Origin of the sequence: Pseudomonas sp. 13159349 (assembly GCF_013305685.1) — a bacterium.
GTDB lineage: Bacteria > Pseudomonadota > Gammaproteobacteria > Pseudomonadales > Pseudomonadaceae > Aquipseudomonas > Aquipseudomonas asiatica.
The window spans coordinates 3,089,676-3,105,266 of sequence record NZ_CP045553.1 but is presented as its reverse complement, the minus strand read 5'-3'; the positions used below and the strand labels follow the sequence as shown (position 1 = coordinate 3,105,266).

At 65.7% G+C, this 15,591-nt stretch carries 12 protein-coding genes; 7 read left to right on the top strand and 5 right to left on the bottom strand.

Features of this window, described 5'->3' with window-relative positions:
• Positions 1 to 243 precede the first annotated feature (243 nt).
• From GEV38_RS14615 to GEV38_RS14600, 4 genes are all read left to right on the top strand, one after another.
• Positions 244 to 1,320 carry a metal-dependent hydrolase gene (locus tag GEV38_RS14615; RefSeq protein WP_054573265.1) on the top strand — a complete coding sequence of 359 codons (1,077 nt, stop codon included), beginning with the start codon at positions 244 to 246 and terminating at the stop codon, positions 1,318 to 1,320.
• 3 nt (positions 1,321 to 1,323) lie between these two features.
• Positions 1,324 to 2,016 (top strand): TraX family protein, encoded by a 693-nt coding sequence (locus GEV38_RS14610; RefSeq protein ID WP_081014000.1) that lies wholly within the window; start codon positions 1,324 to 1,326, stop codon positions 2,014 to 2,016.
• 77 nt (positions 2,017 to 2,093) lie between these two features.
• Positions 2,094 to 3,005 carry a LysR family transcriptional regulator gene (locus GEV38_RS14605; RefSeq protein WP_054573267.1) on the top strand — a complete coding sequence of 304 codons (912 nt, stop codon included), beginning with the start codon at positions 2,094 to 2,096 and terminating at the stop codon, positions 3,003 to 3,005.
• A 100-nt stretch (positions 3,006 to 3,105) separates the two neighbouring features.
• Positions 3,106 to 4,086, top strand: a complete 981-nt coding sequence (locus GEV38_RS14600) for an LLM class flavin-dependent oxidoreductase (protein ID WP_054573268.1) — start codon at positions 3,106 to 3,108, stop codon at positions 4,084 to 4,086.
• A gap of 116 nt (positions 4,087 to 4,202) precedes the next feature.
• Here GEV38_RS14600 and GEV38_RS14595 read toward each other — a convergent pair whose 3' ends face one another.
• The 3 genes from GEV38_RS14595 to GEV38_RS14585 form a co-directional block, all read right to left on the bottom strand.
• Positions 4,203 to 5,213: an aldo/keto reductase gene (locus GEV38_RS14595; protein WP_054573269.1), complete on the bottom strand. Its 1,011-nt coding sequence runs from the start codon at positions 5,211 to 5,213 to the stop codon at positions 4,203 to 4,205.
• A gap of 71 nt (positions 5,214 to 5,284) precedes the next feature.
• Positions 5,285 to 6,805, bottom strand: a complete 1,521-nt coding sequence (locus GEV38_RS14590; RefSeq protein ID WP_054573270.1) for an FAD-dependent oxidoreductase — start codon at positions 6,803 to 6,805, stop codon at positions 5,285 to 5,287.
• Positions 6,806 to 7,003: 198 nt separating this feature from the next.
• Positions 7,004 to 8,332 carry an MFS transporter gene (locus GEV38_RS14585; RefSeq protein WP_054573271.1) on the bottom strand — a complete coding sequence of 443 codons (1,329 nt, stop codon included), beginning with the start codon at positions 8,330 to 8,332 and terminating at the stop codon, positions 7,004 to 7,006.
• 163 nt (positions 8,333 to 8,495) lie between these two features.
• On the opposite strand from GEV38_RS14585, the gene GEV38_RS14580 reads away from it, so the two are divergent.
• The 3 genes from GEV38_RS14580 to GEV38_RS14570 all read left to right on the top strand — a co-directional run bounded on the left by GEV38_RS14580 (position 8,496) and on the right by GEV38_RS14570 (position 12,038).
• On the top strand, positions 8,496 to 9,593 hold the full coding sequence (locus GEV38_RS14580; protein ID WP_054573272.1) for a sugar diacid recognition domain-containing protein: 1,098 nt from the start codon (positions 8,496 to 8,498) through the stop codon (positions 9,591 to 9,593).
• A 222-nt stretch (positions 9,594 to 9,815) separates the two neighbouring features.
• Positions 9,816 to 10,955 carry a glycerate kinase gene (locus GEV38_RS14575; protein ID WP_054573273.1) on the top strand — a complete coding sequence of 380 codons (1,140 nt, stop codon included), beginning with the start codon at positions 9,816 to 9,818 and terminating at the stop codon, positions 10,953 to 10,955.
• 165 nt (positions 10,956 to 11,120) lie between these two features.
• Positions 11,121 to 12,038 carry an SMP-30/gluconolactonase/LRE family protein gene (locus GEV38_RS14570; protein WP_236222227.1) on the top strand — a complete coding sequence of 306 codons (918 nt, stop codon included), beginning with the start codon at positions 11,121 to 11,123 and terminating at the stop codon, positions 12,036 to 12,038.
• Here GEV38_RS14570 and GEV38_RS14565 read toward each other — a convergent pair.
• Positions 12,028 to 12,978: a site-specific integrase gene (locus GEV38_RS14565; RefSeq protein WP_054573275.1), complete on the bottom strand. Its 951-nt coding sequence runs from the start codon at positions 12,976 to 12,978 to the stop codon at positions 12,028 to 12,030. The genes GEV38_RS14570 and GEV38_RS14565 overlap by 11 nt on opposite strands.
• 241 nt (positions 12,979 to 13,219) lie before the next feature.
• A complete protein-coding gene (locus GEV38_RS14560; protein ID WP_015270366.1) occupies positions 13,220 to 15,541 on the bottom strand; it encodes a bifunctional diguanylate cyclase/phosphodiesterase in 2,322 nt (773 codons plus the stop codon).
• Positions 15,542 to 15,591: the final 50 nt, after the last annotated feature.

Genomic DNA, 15,591 nt, shown 5'->3' with positions numbered 1-15,591 from the left:
AGAGGCATGTGCAAACCCGGTGGGAGCAGCTGTCTTATGTTGCCTGCACTGACCTCATCGCCGGCAAGCCAGCTCCCACAGGGATAGCGCATACCTTGAGCTCAACGCGGTCGGGGTGGGAGCTGGCTTGCCGGCGATGAGGCCAGTGCAGGCAGCCCGTTACAGATGCACCTTCAAGAGGAATTGCGCATTGGGCCCGGATGAAGTTAGCTTCCGGAAACCTCCCTTTCAGGAATGCCACCCTTGGACTCCATCACCCAGGCCGTACTCGGCGCGGCCTTGCAAGGTACCGTGCTTGGCCGCATCCAGGGCCGCCGCTCACTGTTGTATGGTGCGGCGCTGGGCACGCTTCCCGACCTGGACGTGATCATCCGCTACGCCGACCCGGTGTCGCAGATGACCTACCACCGCGGCTTTTCTCATTCCTTGTTCGTGCTCACCGGGCTGGCCTTGCTGCTGGCCTGGCTGGTCAACAAATGCTGGCCAGGCAAAGGCTATACCTTGCCCAGGCTGTTCCTGGCGTTCTGGCTGGTGCTGGTCACCCACCCGTTGCTCGACGCCTTCACGGTCTACGGCACGCAGTTGTTCTGGCCCTTGCAGGCCACCCCGGAAAGCTGGGCGGCGGTGTTCATCATCGACCCGGTCTACACCGTGCCGCTGCTGGCCGCGGTGATCTACGCAAGCATCAAGGGGCTGACAAGCAAGGCGGTGCAGCTAATGACCTTGGCCTTGCTCTTCAGCGCAGCCTACCTGGGGTTCGGCCTGGCCGGACGCATGGCGGCCGAGCAGCGGTTCCAGGCTGCCCTCGACCGCCAAGGCATCGCCGTCAGCCAGGTGCGTGCCGTGCCGATAGCGTTCAACAGCCTGGTCTGGCGGGTGCTGGCCAAGACCCCGGATGGCGATTACTACGAGGGCATCAGCAGCGGGTTCGACCAGCACCCGCCAGAAATGCAACGTTTGCCGCGTAATCTTCAACTGGCGCAAGCGCTGGCCGGGCACCCGTTGCACCAGCGCCTGCGCTGGTTCACCGATGACTGGCTGCGCTACGACCAGATCGGCGATGCGCTGGTGGTCAGCGACCTGCGCATGGGTATCCCGGGTAACTACACGTTCCGCTTCAACATGGCCCACCGAGACAGCCAGGGGCACTGGATTGCCGATGTGCCGTCGCTGTGGGAGGGTGCCGGGCCAGGGGCGGCGTTCAATGGCGACGACCTGGTGCTGATCTGGCGACGGATCGTCGAGCAGCAGCCACCTTTGCCGCTGGCCGCGTGGACCGATCGCTACCTGGGGCCTGCCACAGTCGAGCGCGGGCGCTGAGGCGTGCGTTCAGCCGGGCTGGACCTGGTCAAGTGGACGGCGATGCTGACCATGGTCGCCGACCACCTGCGTTTTCTGTGGCCTGATGCCGATGGCTTGTTCGTGGTTGGCCGGTTGGCGTTTCCACTGTTTTGCCTGGCGATTGCGGTGAATGTGGCGCGCACCAGCTGCGGGACGCTCTATACCCGCGGCAACCTGCGTTATCTGGGGCTGATGCTGGTGTTCGCGGTGCTGTCGGAACCTGCGTACCGTTGGCTGGACAGTGGTTCGTCAACGTTCAGTGTGATGCCGACCCTGGTGTTGGGGTTGCTGGTTGCCTGGGGTGTGCATCATCCGTTGATTTCGGCGCGCGTGCTTGGCTTTGCCGGTCTGCTTGCAGGGTGGCTGTTCAGCGAACAGCTGATGTACGGGCTGCCCGGGGTAATGCTGCCGGGCGCCTGGTTGATGGCCCGGCGCAAGGAAGGGGGGGCCTGGTTGTTGCCCTGCCTGTTGGCCATGGGGGGGAACCTGACCAACAGCTGGTTGCAGGAGCATCTGTTGGCGCCGTTTACCGTGCTGACGCTGATGGCCGCGGCCTTGGCGATTCCGCTCGGGTGGTCGTTGCTGCGTCAGGAGGGTTGGCGGGTGCCTGCGGTGGGGCGTTGGGGTTACCTGTTCTATCCGGTGCATTTAGTGGTGATCAAGGTCTTCGCTTGATCGCTCTCGACAGTCCTGCTTGCATTTCACAAATCCATACCTATCTAAACCAGCCGCACCAGACTCAGGAACCACCCATGGAACCCAACCGCTTCGGCGACATCACCGCCTTCGTCAGCGCCGCGAAGGCTGGCAGTTTTACCGCCGCCGCCGCCACCTTGGGCCTGACGCGCTCGGCGGTGGGCAAGAGCATCGCTCGCCTGGAGGCGCGCATGGCCGTGCGCTTGCTCAACCGCACCACGCGCAAGCTGAGCCTGACCGACGAGGGCCTGGTGGCCTATGAACGCTGGCGGCAGATTCTGGACGACCTGGACGAGGTGGAAAGCACCATGGCCCAGCGCCGTGGCAAGCCCACCGGCACCCTGCGCCTGACAGCACCCCTGTCGTTCGGCCAGCGCCATGTGCTGCCGATTCTCGACCGCTACCTGAACCAGTGGCCCGAGCTGCGCGCGGATATACGCTTCACCGACCGTTTCGTCGACCTGGTCGAGGAGGGTATCGACGTTGCGGTGCGTATCGGTGTACCGAAGGAAGACTCGCAACTCTTGACCCGTACGGTGGCCTGGCAGCAGTTCGTCACCTGCGCCTCTCCCGCATACCTGGACGCACGCGGCGTACCACAGGTGCCCGGCGACCTCTACGGCCATGACAAGATCGCCTTCCTGGCCGGCGAAAAGGTCATGCCGTGGCGCTTTCATACCGAAGCGGGGCTGCACCTGTGCGAAGACCCCGGGCGGCTGAACATCGACAGCTCCGAGGCGATGCTCGCTGGCGCCCGGGCGGGTTTCGGGCTGGTTCACCTGCCCACCTACATCACCGGCGACGACCTGCGCGCCGGCACCCTGGTGGAGGTGCTGCAAGCCTATCGGCCACCGGCGGACCCGATTCGCATCGTCTACCCAAGCAAGCGCCACCTGTCGCCGCGGGTACGCGGCTTTATCGACCTGCTGGTAGCCAGCTGGGAACCGGGCGTGCCCTGGGAAGACTGATTGGGGAATGGCAGGCCCCTATGCCGGGCCTGAAGCCGGGTTTATCACTGGCTGCGCAGCAGGGAAACTGGCAGTCACTGATAATCCCTGTGGAGACCCCATGACTGCACTGTCCGTACTGGACCTGGTCATGATCGGCGAAGGCAAGACCTTCGCCGACGCGATCGAAGAGTCCCGCCAACTGGCGCGCCATGTCGAGCAACAGCACTACAGCCGCTACTGGATCGCCGAGCACCACGACATGCCGGGCATCGGCTCGGCCGCCACGTCACTGGTCATCAACGAAATCGCCAACGCCACCCGGCATATCCGCGTTGGCGCCGGTGGCATCATGCTGCCCAACCACGCGCCGCTTGTTGTGGCCGAGCAGTTCGGTACGCTAGACACCCTGCACCCTGGCCGCATCGACCTGGGCCTCGGCCGTGCGCCGGGCAGCTCCGGGCCTACCGTGCGCGCCTTGCGTGGTGCTGCGCCAGAGCGCGACTTCAGCCAGGACATAGCCGAACTGCGCGACTACCTGGCTGACAATGGCAAACGGCGGGTGCGCGGCGTGCCTGGCAAGCATGACATACCGGTGTGGATTCTCGGCTCCAGCCTGTTCGGTGCCGACCTGGCAGCGAAACTGGGCCTGCCCTATGCCTTCGCCTCGCACTTTGCCCCGCGCTACCTGCTGCAGGCCATTGCCCATTACCGGGCCAACTTCCAGCCTTCGGCACAACTGGCCAAGCCGTATGTGATGGTGGGCATGAACCTGTTCGCCGCCGACAGCGATGCCGAGGCGGATTACCTGGCCAGCTCCCATCGCAAGTGGATGCTGGACTTGCACGTCGGGCGCGTCGGCCTGTTGCCCAAGCCGCAGGAGGGCTATGTCGAGAGCCTGCCGGACCATGAACGCGAGGTACTTGAGCAGGTGATGGCCTGCACCGTGGCCGGCGGGCCGGACCGGGTAAGGGAAGGGTTGCGCACGTTGATCGAGCAGACCGGTGCGGATGAACTGATGATCGACTGCCGCATCCACGACCCGCTGGCACGGCAGCGTTCGCATGCCTATGCCGCGCAGGCCCTGGCGCAGCTGGGTTAAAGCTACCGGCCTCTTCGCGGGTAAACCCGCTCCCACAGCGGTTGCACAGGCTCTGGAGTCATGGGCAATCCTGTAGGAGCGGGTTTACCCGCGAAGAGGCCAGAACAGGAGAACGATCAGCTACGGGCCAACCGCCCACTCACATAATGCGCCACATCATTGAACCCCGGCGTCGATGCATGCCCCGGCGTGACCAGCGAATCAATGAACGCTTCATCCTCCGCGGTAATCTTCACCGCCAGCGCCCCGCCATAGGTATCCCACTGTTCTTCGGTCCGCGGCCCGACAATCGCCGAACTGACCAGCCGATTGTTCAGTACCCAGGCAATCGCGAACTCGACGATACCCACGCCCTTGGCTTCCACATAGGCCTGGATCTGCCGGGCAATGGTCAGCGACTCCTGGCGCCATTCCACCTCCATGATGCGCTTGTCCTGGCGCCCGGCACGGCTACCGGCATCCGGCACCGCCCCCGGCGCATATTTGCCGCTGAGCACGCCCCGCGCGAGCGGGCTGAATGGCACCACGCCCAGGCCATGGGCGGCCGCAGCGGTAAGCTGCTCCGGTTCGGCCTGGCGATTGACGATGTTGTACAGCGGCTGGCTCACCACCGGCCTGGGCACGCCCAGGCGCTCGGCAATGTGGCACGCCTCGGCGATGCGCCAGCCGCGGAAGTTGGACACGCCCCAGTAGCGGATCTTGCCTTGGCGCAGCAGGTCGCCGATGGCCTGCACGGTTTCCTCCAGCGGCACCTTGTGGTCTTCGCGGTGCAGGTAGTAGATATCCAGGTAGTCCATGTCCATGCGCGTCAGCGTGGCATCGAGGGCATTGAAGATGTGCTTGCGCGACAGGCCGCTGCGGTTGGGAAGGCCATCGGCCGGGCCAAAGCCGACCTTGCTGGCCACGATCCAGTCATGGCGATGGCGGGCCACCGCTTCGCCGACGATTTCCTCCGCACGTCCGGCGTTGTACACGTCTGCAGTGTCGATGAAGTTGATGCCCTGGTCCCAGGCCTTGTCGATGATGCGCAGGGCGTCCTCGGTGCTGGTCTGCTCGCCGAACATCATGCTGCCCAGGGTAAGGGCGGAAACCTGCAGGCCACTGTGGCCGAGGGGGCGGTAGATCATGCGCTTGGGTCCTTGTGCGGTCGGCTGATCTACCCGTTTTACACACAACCGGGGCGCAATGAAAGGCAGCCTCAACCGATCAGCGCCAAGGCCTCCTGCAAGGTCAACGGTCGCTTCAGGCGTTGCGACAGCGTCGCCATGGCATCGGAATAGCCCTTGGCGACAACTGCCTCGACCCGCTCATCCACGCATTGCAAGGCAATGAAGTCGCCTTTTTCCGGCTCGCCGACGAACTCGATACGGTTCCAGTCCCGCGCGTGGCCCAGTACTTCGTAGGTGCGGCCGTGCTGGTAGGTCCAGAAGAACTGTACGTCGGCGTAGCGGCGCTGCTCGCCGAGCATGTTGGCGGCGGCGATCACTCCATGTTGCTGGGCCAGCCGCCAGTGCTCGATACGCACCGGGCGCCCGCTGAGGGGGAAGGTGGCGATATCCCCCGCGGCCCACAGGCCATCTGCGGCGCGCATTTCGGCGTCCACTTGCACTGACTTGTCCTCGGTCAGCAGCACGCCCTGAATGAACGCGGTCGCAGGCCTTACCCCGGTGCCCAGCAGCACCAATGGCGTCTGTAGCCGCTCACCGTTGGCCAGCAGCACGGCCTCGACCTTGTCCTGGCCCTCGATCCGTACGACCTCGGTAGGGCCGTGGAAGGTGACCCCCTTGCGTTCGTGCAACTCGCGGATGCTACGGCCAATGCGCTCGCCCAGTTGCCGGGCCAGGGGGACCTCATGGCGGGTGATCAGGTGCACCTGCACGCCGTACTTGCGCAAGGCCGACGCGGCTTCCAGGCCGATGAAGCCATCGCCGACGATCACTGCCGGCTGGCCGGGCTCGGCAGCATCCAGCAGGTGCGCGGCATCCTCCCGTGAACGCAGGGTAAATACCCCAGGCAGGTCGACGCCCGGGATATCGGGCCGCAGCGCCTTGCCGCCGGTGGCCAGCAGGCAGGCGTCATAGTCGATCTGCTGGCCGTCGGCCAGGGTGATCTGGCGCTTCTGCGTGTTCAGGGTGCGCACCTTGCCATGCTTGCGCTCCAGCTGGCCCTTGCGCAGGGCGTCGGCGTCGAGCAGGGCCGGCACCTCATCGGGCGGCATCTGCCCGGCGATCACGAATTTGCTCAGGGAAGTACGATCGTAGGCTGGTTGGCGCTCCTGATCGATCCAGACCAGGCGGCCGGCAAAGCCATGGGCCAGCAGGGTGGAAACTGCGGCACTGCCCGCGGCACCAGCGCCGACCACCACGAAACAGCGGGCGTCGCTGTGGCGGGGCGGCTCGGTTCTGGGCAGGGGTTGGTCGTCGACCCAGACCTCGTCGCCCTTGACCCAGGTTTTGTAGCGGCGCAGGTCGGCCAGGGCCGGCGGTTCGCAGACCGCGCCCTCGTCCACAGCGAACGCGGCCTTGTGCCAGGGGCACACCAGCAGGCCGCCGCACACCACGCCTTCATTGAGTGGCGCGCCTTCGTGGGGGCAGTTGCCCTGGTAGGCGTGCACCTGGTCGCCCTGGCGGATGAGGATGATCTCCTCGCTGCCGGCCTGGACGCGCAGGGGGCGGTGTTCGTCGAGTTGAGCCAGTCGGGCCACGGCGTGCTGGGTCATGGGGGTTCTCCAAAGGGACCTTTGGAACCATTTGACGCCTGGGCTGGGGATGGGATGCGTTGAGCTGACGATCGGTGGAGGGTGTGGATTTTATGTGGCCTGGGCTGGCCTCTTCGCGGGCTTGCCCGCTCCCACAGGGATACCACAGCGTTCGAGCTTGTGGTGATCCTGTGGGAGCGGGCGAGCCCGCGAATGGGTTCAACTGGCGCTTGCAGTACTCAGCGCACCAGCCCGGGTAACCCGCAAGGCCACCAGGCTACCCAGCACGATCAACGCCGCCAGCGAATATAGCGCAGCATCGGTCGAGCCGGTCTGGTCCTTGATGAAACCGACCAGGTACGGGCTGAGGAAACCGGCCATCTGGCCCACCGAGTTGATGATCGCAAGGCCCGCGACAGCCGCGCCGGCGCTGAGCAGCGCGGTGGGCATAGGCCAGAACATCGGCAGGCCGGTGAGCGCGCCCATGGTGGCGATCGACAGGCCGAGGATGGCAATGGTCGGGTTGCCGGCGAAGTTCACCGCGATCAGCAGGCCGATGGCGCCCATCAGCATCGGCACCACAAGATGCCAGCGGCGCTCGTTGCGCAGGTCGGCAGAACGCCCGCAGAGGATCATGAACACGCCGGCCAGCAGGTACGGGATGGCGCTGAGCCAGCCGATCAGCAGCGGGTTGTCGAAGCCCATGTTCTTGATGATCGACGGCAGCCAGAAGTTGATCGCATACACACCGCTCTGGATGCAGAAGTAGACAAAGCCGAAGGTCCAGATCAGCGGGTTGGTCAGCACGGCGAGCACGCCGTCGCCGGTGGTGCTCGGCTTGCTGGCGGCATCGGCGTCCAGGTCGGCGGCGATCAGCTGACGTTCGGACGGGCTCAGCCAGGCGGCTTTCTGGTAGCCGTCACTGAGCAGGAACACCGCCAGTACACCCAGGGCAACGGTCGGCAGGCCCTGGATCAGGAACATCCATTGCCAGCCGGCCAGGCCGTGCTGGCCGGCGGCGAAGTGTTGGAGGATCCAGCCGGAGAACGGCCCGCCGAGCAGGCCCGATACCGGGATCGCCGACATGAACAGCGCCATGATGCGGCCGCGGCGGGCCGCCGGGAACCAGCGCGAAAGGTACAGCACCACGCCCGGGAAGAAGCCGGCTTCGGCGGCGCCGGTCAACAGGCGCAAGGCGTAGAACTCGGTGGGCGTGGTGACGAACAGCAGGCAGGTGGAGAGGCTGCCCCAGGCGATCATCATCAGCGCGATCCAGCGCCGCGGGCCGAAGCGGTTGAGCGCCAGGTTGCTCGGCAGGCCGCAGAGCACATAGCCGATGAAGAAGATGCCGGCGCCAAGGCCGTACACCGTTTCGCTGAACTTCAGGGCGTCGAGCATCTGCAGCTTGGCAAAGCCGACGTTGACGCGGTCCAGGTAGTTGAACAGGTAGCAGATGAAAATGAACGGAATCAGCCGCAGGGTGATGCGCCGGTACAGCGCGTTGCGGGTGGTGTCCGTGCCTTGGTCAGGGGCGGGGCTGTATGCCATGATCGGGTTCTCTGTTGTTATGGTTGTCGCCGCGTCGCCTGTTCCGGCGCTCGCCCTGACGAGTCTCGGGGACTGCGGCGTGCCTGTCTTTGTGCTTTTGCACAGCACTTGCACCGGGCTGCTGTGCCCGAGCCCAAATCCCTGACACCCAAAGGACCGCTCAATGTTCGAACTCGACCATGACCTGGCGCAGGATATCGTTGACCGCGCGATGGCCATTCTGCCATGCAACGTCAATGTCATGGACAGCCAGGGGTTGATCCTCGGCAGTGGCGAACCTGAGCGTATCAACACCCGCCACGAGGGTGCGCAACTGGTGCTGGCCAACGGCCGCATCGTCGAGCTGGATACGGACGCTGCCAAGTGCCTGAAGGGCGTGCAGCCCGGGGTGAACCTGCCGCTGATGCTGGATGGCCGATTGATGGGCGTACTCGGCTTGACCGGTGACCCGCAGCAAGTGCGCACCTATGGCGAGCTGGTGCGCATGACCGCCGAGATGCTGCTGGCCCAGCGCCATTTGCAGGCCGACCAGCAATGGCGACGCCAGCGCTGTGACGATTTGCTGGCCCTGTTGCTGGGCGGCAGCGGCGATTCTCCCCGGTTGCTCGACGAGGCCCGGCAACTGGGCCTCAAGCCCCAGCTGCCGCGGGTACCGTGCCTTTTCGAGCTGGCCTCGGGGCCAGCCGCCGAAACCCTGGCGGCATGGTTGATGAGCCGCTACCCGGACAGTTGGTGCGTAAGCCCGGCCCGCCAGTCGTTGTTGTGGTGTCGCCCGGCAGGTGTGGCGCTGGACGAAACTCGCCTGCTGGAACGCCTGCAGCGCCATGGCTGGGACGTGGAGCGGCTGGCCCTGGGCAGTGTCGCGCAAAGCCTGGAGCAACTGCGCCGGGGTTATCGCCGGGTGCGCGACCTGTTGGCCTATGGGCGCGAGGTACTGCCCGGCGAGCGCTTGCTCAGCCTGCAGCGCTACCGGTTGCCGGCATTGCTGTGGCGGCACCGCAACGATGATGCGCTGGATGAATTGCTGGAACCGTTGCAACGTATTCGCAGCAAGGACAGCAGCGGGCAGTTGCTCACCACCCTGCGCGCCTGGTGTGCCCATGACGGCCAGAGCCAGGCCTGTGCCGATGCCCTGGGCATCCACCGCAACAGCCTGCGCTACCGCCTGGAGCGGATTGCCGAGCTGGGCGAGGTCGACCCGCTGCGCATGGAAGGGATGCTTAGCCTGTACCTGGGGTTGCAGCTGCTGCCTGCCGACTGAAGGGCCGCCTGCCCCGGCCCTATCGCCGGCAAGCCAGCTCCCACTGGATGCATGCTGCTCTCAGGCCTGTGTTGAACCTGTGGGAGCTGGCTTGCCGGCGATAGGGCCGGGGCAGGTGAAAGGCATCTGCCCAAACAACCCGCCCGGCATTTTGTGCATTTGACCGAGGCCACCTTTGCAGCCACCTGTCAGCATGCCGCTCATCAGGACAGGAGAAACCCCATGAAGATCGTCATTGCCCCCGACTCGTTCAAGGACAGCCTCGACGCCGCCGGTGTCGCCCGCGCCATCGCGGCGGGCATGGGCGAGGCCTGGCCGGAGGCCGAGCTGGTCGAGTGCCCGATGGCCGACGGTGGCGAAGGCACCATGGATGCGATTCTTGCCGCCAGCCACGGCGAGCTGCGTCGTCAGACGGTACGCGGGCCGTTGGGGCAAAGCGTGGAGGCGGGCTGGGGCTGGCTGCCGCAAAGCCGCACGGCGATCATCGAAATGGCCCAGGCCAGTGGCCTGCAACTGGTGCCGACTGGCCAGCGCGATGCCTGCCGCAGCAGCACCTGGGGTACCGGCGAGCTGATTGCCGCCGCTCTGGCCGCTGGCGCGCAAAGGGTAGTGCTGGCCATTGGCGGCAGCGCCACCAACGACGCGGGCAGCGGCATGTTGCGGGCGCTGGGCCTGCGCCTGCTGGACGCCCACGGGCAAGCGCTGGAAGAGGGCGGCCTGGCCTTGGCCAAGCTGGCCCGCATCGATGCCAGCGACCTCGACCCGCGCCTGGCCGAGGTGCAGTTCGAAGTCGCGGCAGATGTCGACAACCCGCTGTGTGGCGCCAATGGCGCCTCGGCGATCTTCGGCCCGCAGAAGGGCGCCAACCCACAGCAGGTGCAGGCGCTGGACCAGGCCCTGGGGCATTTTGCCGACCATTGTGCGCAACTGCTGGGTGAGGATGTGCGGGACTACCCAGGCTGTGGCGCTGCTGGTGGCATGGGGTTCGCAGCCCGGGCCTTCATGGGGGCTCAGTTCCGCCCTGGGGTGGAAGTGGTGGCCGAACTGGCCGGCCTGGATGCCTTGGTGCAAGGTGCAGACCTGGTAGTGACCGGCGAAGGGCGCTTCGACGCCCAGACCTTGCGTGGCAAGACGCCGATGGGGGTGGCTCGGGTTGCCAAGCGCCATGGGGTGCCGGTGGTGGTGCTGGCCGGCACCTTGGGTGAAGGCTACCAGCAACTGTATGCCCATGGCGTCGATGCTGCCTTTGCCTTGGCCAGCGGGCCGATGAGCCTGGAGCAGGCTTGTGCCAATGCTGCTGAGCTGCTGCGGGCGCGGGCTTGTGATATCGGGCGGCTGTGGCGCTGCGCAACGCGAACTTGATCGACCGCTGCAGTCTGCCGCACCCCGCGCTTGGTCATTGATTTTTTTGTTGTTATCGTAGAAAGGAGAATCGAAGGTAGCCAGCAAATGCCCGTCACAGAGCCTTTCCACGATAACGTTGCGGTGTTTACCGATGCCGCACAGGGCCTGGGACTGGCCTGTTCCATGACGCTGGCGGAGGTGGGCGAGTTGCGCAACCGCCTCAAGGCATGCCGCTACGTGCCAGTCAACGTCGCCAGCACCCGCGCCGACCTGGGCGAAAGCCTGGTCTGGGATGAAGGCAGCGGCGCGTTGTACTTCGTCGATATCTCTGGCGGGCGGATCAACCGCCTGACGCCTGATGGCCAGGCCGAGTGCCTGTACGAATCCGCGGCACGCATTGGCGCGCTGGCGCTGACCGACCAGGGCAACCTGATTTTCACCGAAGACGCCAGCGTGGCCATCTTCGACGTGTCGCTGCGCAAGGTGCGCCGGAATTCGGTGTCGGTTCACCCGCGGTCGACCTACCGTTTCAACGACGGCGCCTGCGACCCGCAGGGCCGATTCGTGACCGGGCTGATGGACGATGCCCTGAGCGGCAACACCGGGGCACTGTTCCGCTTTGACGGGCAGTTGAACGATCAGGTGATCCACGACGACATGGCGTTGCCCACCGGCCTGGCCTGGTCGCAGGACGGCCACACGGTGTACTTCGTGGACTCGGCGGCGCGCTCGATCTACCGCGCCAGTTACCTGGCCGAAGGCCGGCTTGGCGCGGTCACTCTGTTTGCCGAAACCCCTGCCGAACTGGGGCGGCCGGACGGCCTTGCGCTGGACCGTGACGGCGGCCTGTGGGTGTGCCAGTACCATGGCAGTTGCCTGTTACGCTATGACCGCCATGGTCACCTCACCGACCAGGTACTGATGCCAGTGCCGTGCCCTACCAGTTGCTGCTTCGGTGGGGAGGGGATGAATACCTTGTTCATCAGCACCGCGCGCTTGGGCATGAGTGCCGAAGACTTGCAGCATTACCCCGACGCTGGCGACCTGTATGCCATCAACCCGGAAATTGGCGGCATCGCCCGTCACACCTTCAAGGAATAAGCTTTTGCGCCTGGCTGGCCGGTAGCACGGCCAGTTCGCCAAAGCGCTGCGCCGCGTCGATGTAGCGCAACGCCGACTTCGCGTCTTTCCAGCCCACATAGCTCATCAGCGCCTTCAGCTCCCAACCGTTGGCCGTGGCCCAGGTGGCAAAACCTCGGCGCAGCGAGTGCCCGGTATACAGCGCCGCCGGTACCCCGGCGCGCTCCAGCATGCGCCGCAGCAGGCCGACCAGGCTGTTGCTGTTGAGCGCGGTGTCGCCGAGGTTGCCCCAGCGGTCGAGCTTGCGGAACACCGGCCCATGGGCGATGCCGGCGACTTCCAGCCATTGCAGGTAGGCCGTGACCGGGCACAAGGCCTTGAGGGCCGGGGTGCGATGCTGTACGCCCAGGGCTTCGCGGTCGCCCTTGCTGCGCGGCAGGAACAGGGTGATGCCGACGCCGGCCTCGGCCTGGATGTGCTCCACGCGCAGGCGTGCCAGTTCATCACCCCGAAAACCGCGCCAGAAGCCCAGCAACAGCAGCGCAGCGTCGCGACGCGCCCGGCGCAGGGTGGCCAGGTCATGCTGTTCCCGGGCATGGCGGGCTTCTTCTTCGAAACATTCCACTGCGCTTTGCAGGTGCTGCAGCAACAGCGGCGCCGCCTGCCTGGGCGGTGTCGGGTGCAAGGTGCGGATGCCGCGCAGCACCTGGCGCACCAGCGGCGCCTTGGTCGGGTCGGGGAAACCTTGGGCGACGTGCCATTGGCTGAGCGCCGCCAGGCGCTGGCGCAGGGTACTGACGGCATGCTGGTCGGCGTGGTCGGCCAGGTAGCGGGCGATGCTCTCGGCCGTGGCCGGGAGAAAACCGCCCCAGTGGGTTTCGAAATGCTCGATGGCGGCCTGGTAGCTGCGCCGGGTGTTGTCACGGGTGGCGGCGCGGAGGTAGCGCTCGATGTCGGTCATGGTGCGGGTGCAAGTGGATGATGGGCACACGATAAACCGAAATGGGTTCCTAATACATGCTCGGTCCCTGTAGGAGCGGCCTTGTGTCGCGATCGGGCCGTGAAGCGGCCCCTCTGATTTTAGTGTTTACGCGAATACTGCTGGGGCCGCTTTGCGGCCCGATCGCGACACAAGGCCGCTCCTACAGACGTGGCGCGTCAGGTATGATCGATTCATCCTGGCGGATTCGCCAGGGCCTCCATTACACGCAGGCCTTGTCCTCGACACCGTTGAAGAGCGGGTAGTCACGCAGCTGCGCCGGTGACAGCGGCCGGCTGAAGTGGTAGCCCTGGGCGATATCGCAGCCGGCAAGCTTCAGGCACACCACTTGTTCGCGGGTTTCCACGCCTTCGGCCACCACTTCCAGGCCCAGGCGTTTGGCAAGGATGATGGTGGACGATACGATCGGGCTGTCGTCGTGGCTGTTGGACAGAGGCGCAATCAGCGAGCGGTCGATCTTCAGCTTGCTCAGTGGCAGCGAATGCAGGTGGGCAAAACCGGCGTAGCCGCGGCCGAAATCGTCCAGGCTGATGCCCAGCCCGGCGTCGCGCAGGGTGTGCAGGTGCGCCACCGCCGTGCCTTCGGGGTCGAGGATGGTGGTTTCGGTGATTTCCAGCTCCAGCCGCTGCGGGGCGATGGCGTACTGCTGCAGTTCGCTCAGTAGCCGTGCAGCGAAGTCTGCCTGGCGTAGCTGCAGCGCAGATACATTGACCGCCAGCCGCGTCTTCCGGCCTTGGGCGTCCCAACCCGACAGGGCCTCGCAGGCCAGGCGCAACACCTCCCAGCCCAGCTCGACAATGAAGCCGCTGCGTTCGGCCAGGTCAATGAACCGGTCAGGGTACAGCAGGCCGAACTCGGGGTGGTCCCAACGCACCAGCGCTTCGTAGCCCAGCACCTGCTGGGTGTCGAGGCGGATCTGTGGCTGGTAGTGCAGCACGAACTGGCGCTCGGCCAGGGCGCTGCCGAAGGCCTGTTCGAGGGTGAAGGCGTGGATGTCGGCCAGGTTCAGCGACGGGTCGAAGAAACGGTACTGCGCGCGCCCGGCCTGCTTGGCCGAGTACATTGCGGCATCGGCACTGCGGATCAGGCTGTCGATGTCCTGGCCGTCGCGCGGGCAGATACTCACGCCCACGCTGGGGCTGGTGTTGACCTCCTGGCCGTCCAGCGCATAGGTGGCCGACAGCTTCTGCACCAGTACGCGGACCCAGGCATTGATCTGCTCCTCGCTGCGCTCGCCGGCCAGCAGCACCACGAACTCGTCGCCACCAAAGCGCGAAGCCTCGTCGCCGGGCTCCAGCAGGCGCTGGATACGCCCGGCAACGGCCTGCAGCAGCAGGTCGCCGATCTTGTGCCCGAGCGAGTCGTTGATCGACTTGAAGCGGTCCATGTCGATGAACAGGATCGCCATCAGCCGGCGCTTGCCGCGTTGCCGGGTCAGCACCTGGCCGGCCACCTCGACGAACTGGCGGCGGTTGTGCAGGCCGCTGAGGTGGTCGGTGGCCGCGGCATGGCTGCTGCGCCGGTGTTCGTCCTCGAGGCGGTCGATCAACTGCTGGTTGACCTGCTGTGCCTGTTCCAGCGCGCTGAAGGCCTCCTGGCGCTTGCGCAACAGGCGCAAGGTCCACAGCAGGCTGGCGAGGATCATCAGGGTCATGCTCAGGTTCAACCAGAACTGCCGGGAATAGGCAAGCGTCGAGGGCGCGAGGATTTCGTCCTGGCGCTGGCTGACCACCACGCTGAAACCCCGCTCGGGCAGGCGCCGGTACAGGCTCTGGTAGGGGGCGCCGGCCGCGTACTGGGTCAGCATGCCTGCTTCACTGCCGCTGTCCGGCAGCCCGGGCAGCAGTGCGTCACCGGCCACCACGCCGCTGCTATCGATGCGCACCCGCTCCAGGCCGTCATCCTGCAGCAGGCGCACCAGCCCGCTGCCGCCCAGGTCGATGTGCTGCAGCAGCACCGCCAGGTAGCCGATGTCCAGCTGCACCACCAGGATATTGTCGATTTCGCGACCCGGCAGGTTGGTCAGCGGTAGCAGGAAGGGCAGGTGCCGGTTGGGCACGGTGGTCGCTTGCCCGGGGGGCTGCACGCTGGGCAGGAACGGTTTGAAACCGTAGCGGGCAACGTGCCGCTGCAGCTGGCGCAGCCAGTCTTCGGGTAGCTCGGCGGCCTCGTCGGCATGGCTGGCCGACAACAGCCGGCCTTGCCGGTCGTACAGGCTCATGCGCTTGAATACCGGGTCTTCGGCAAGCATGCGCGCCAGGCTGACGCTGCCCTGGCTCAGCATCTTCATGTCGTCCTGGGCGACCCGGCCCACGGCCTGGGCGCGATCCACCAACTGGCGCAGGCTTTCGCCAACGATACTGGCCAGGTTCAGGTGCTCGGCGGCCTTGGCCGACAGCGCGTCCTGGCGGGCGGCAACCTTCTGCGAAACATGCAGTCCCCAGACAAAGGCCAGGGTGGCTGCACAGAGCATCAGGATCAGCAGCCGCAGAAGGCTGGCGGATGAAAGCGAACGGCGAATCACTGCTGATAGTTCCCGACCCTGGGTGATGGTCGAAAAATACGACAGTAAGA

What these genes read in the sequence shown, in the direction of transcription:
- GEV38_RS14605 (WP_054573267.1), top strand. Translation starts at nt 2,094, where the DNA reads ATGGAACCCAACCGCTTCGGCGACATCACCGCCTTCGTCAGCGCCGCG.
- GEV38_RS14600 (WP_054573268.1), top strand. Translation starts at nt 3,106, where the DNA reads ATGACTGCACTGTCCGTACTGGACCTGGTCATGATCGGCGAAGGCAAG.
- GEV38_RS14595 (WP_054573269.1), bottom strand. Translation starts at nt 5,213, where the DNA reads ATGATCTACCGCCCCCTCGGCCACAGTGGCCTGCAGGTTTCCGCCCTT.
- GEV38_RS14590 (WP_054573270.1), bottom strand. Translation starts at nt 6,805, where the DNA reads ATGACCCAGCACGCCGTGGCCCGACTGGCTCAACTCGACGAACACCGC.
- GEV38_RS14585 (WP_054573271.1), bottom strand. Translation starts at nt 8,332, where the DNA reads ATGGCATACAGCCCCGCCCCTGACCAAGGCACGGACACCACCCGCAAC.
- GEV38_RS14580 (WP_054573272.1), top strand. Translation starts at nt 8,496, where the DNA reads ATGTTCGAACTCGACCATGACCTGGCGCAGGATATCGTTGACCGCGCG.
- GEV38_RS14575 (WP_054573273.1), top strand. Translation starts at nt 9,816, where the DNA reads ATGAAGATCGTCATTGCCCCCGACTCGTTCAAGGACAGCCTCGACGCC.
- GEV38_RS14570 (WP_236222227.1), top strand. Translation starts at nt 11,121, where the DNA reads ATGACGCTGGCGGAGGTGGGCGAGTTGCGCAACCGCCTCAAGGCATGC.
- GEV38_RS14565 (WP_054573275.1), bottom strand. Translation starts at nt 12,978, where the DNA reads ATGACCGACATCGAGCGCTACCTCCGCGCCGCCACCCGTGACAACACC.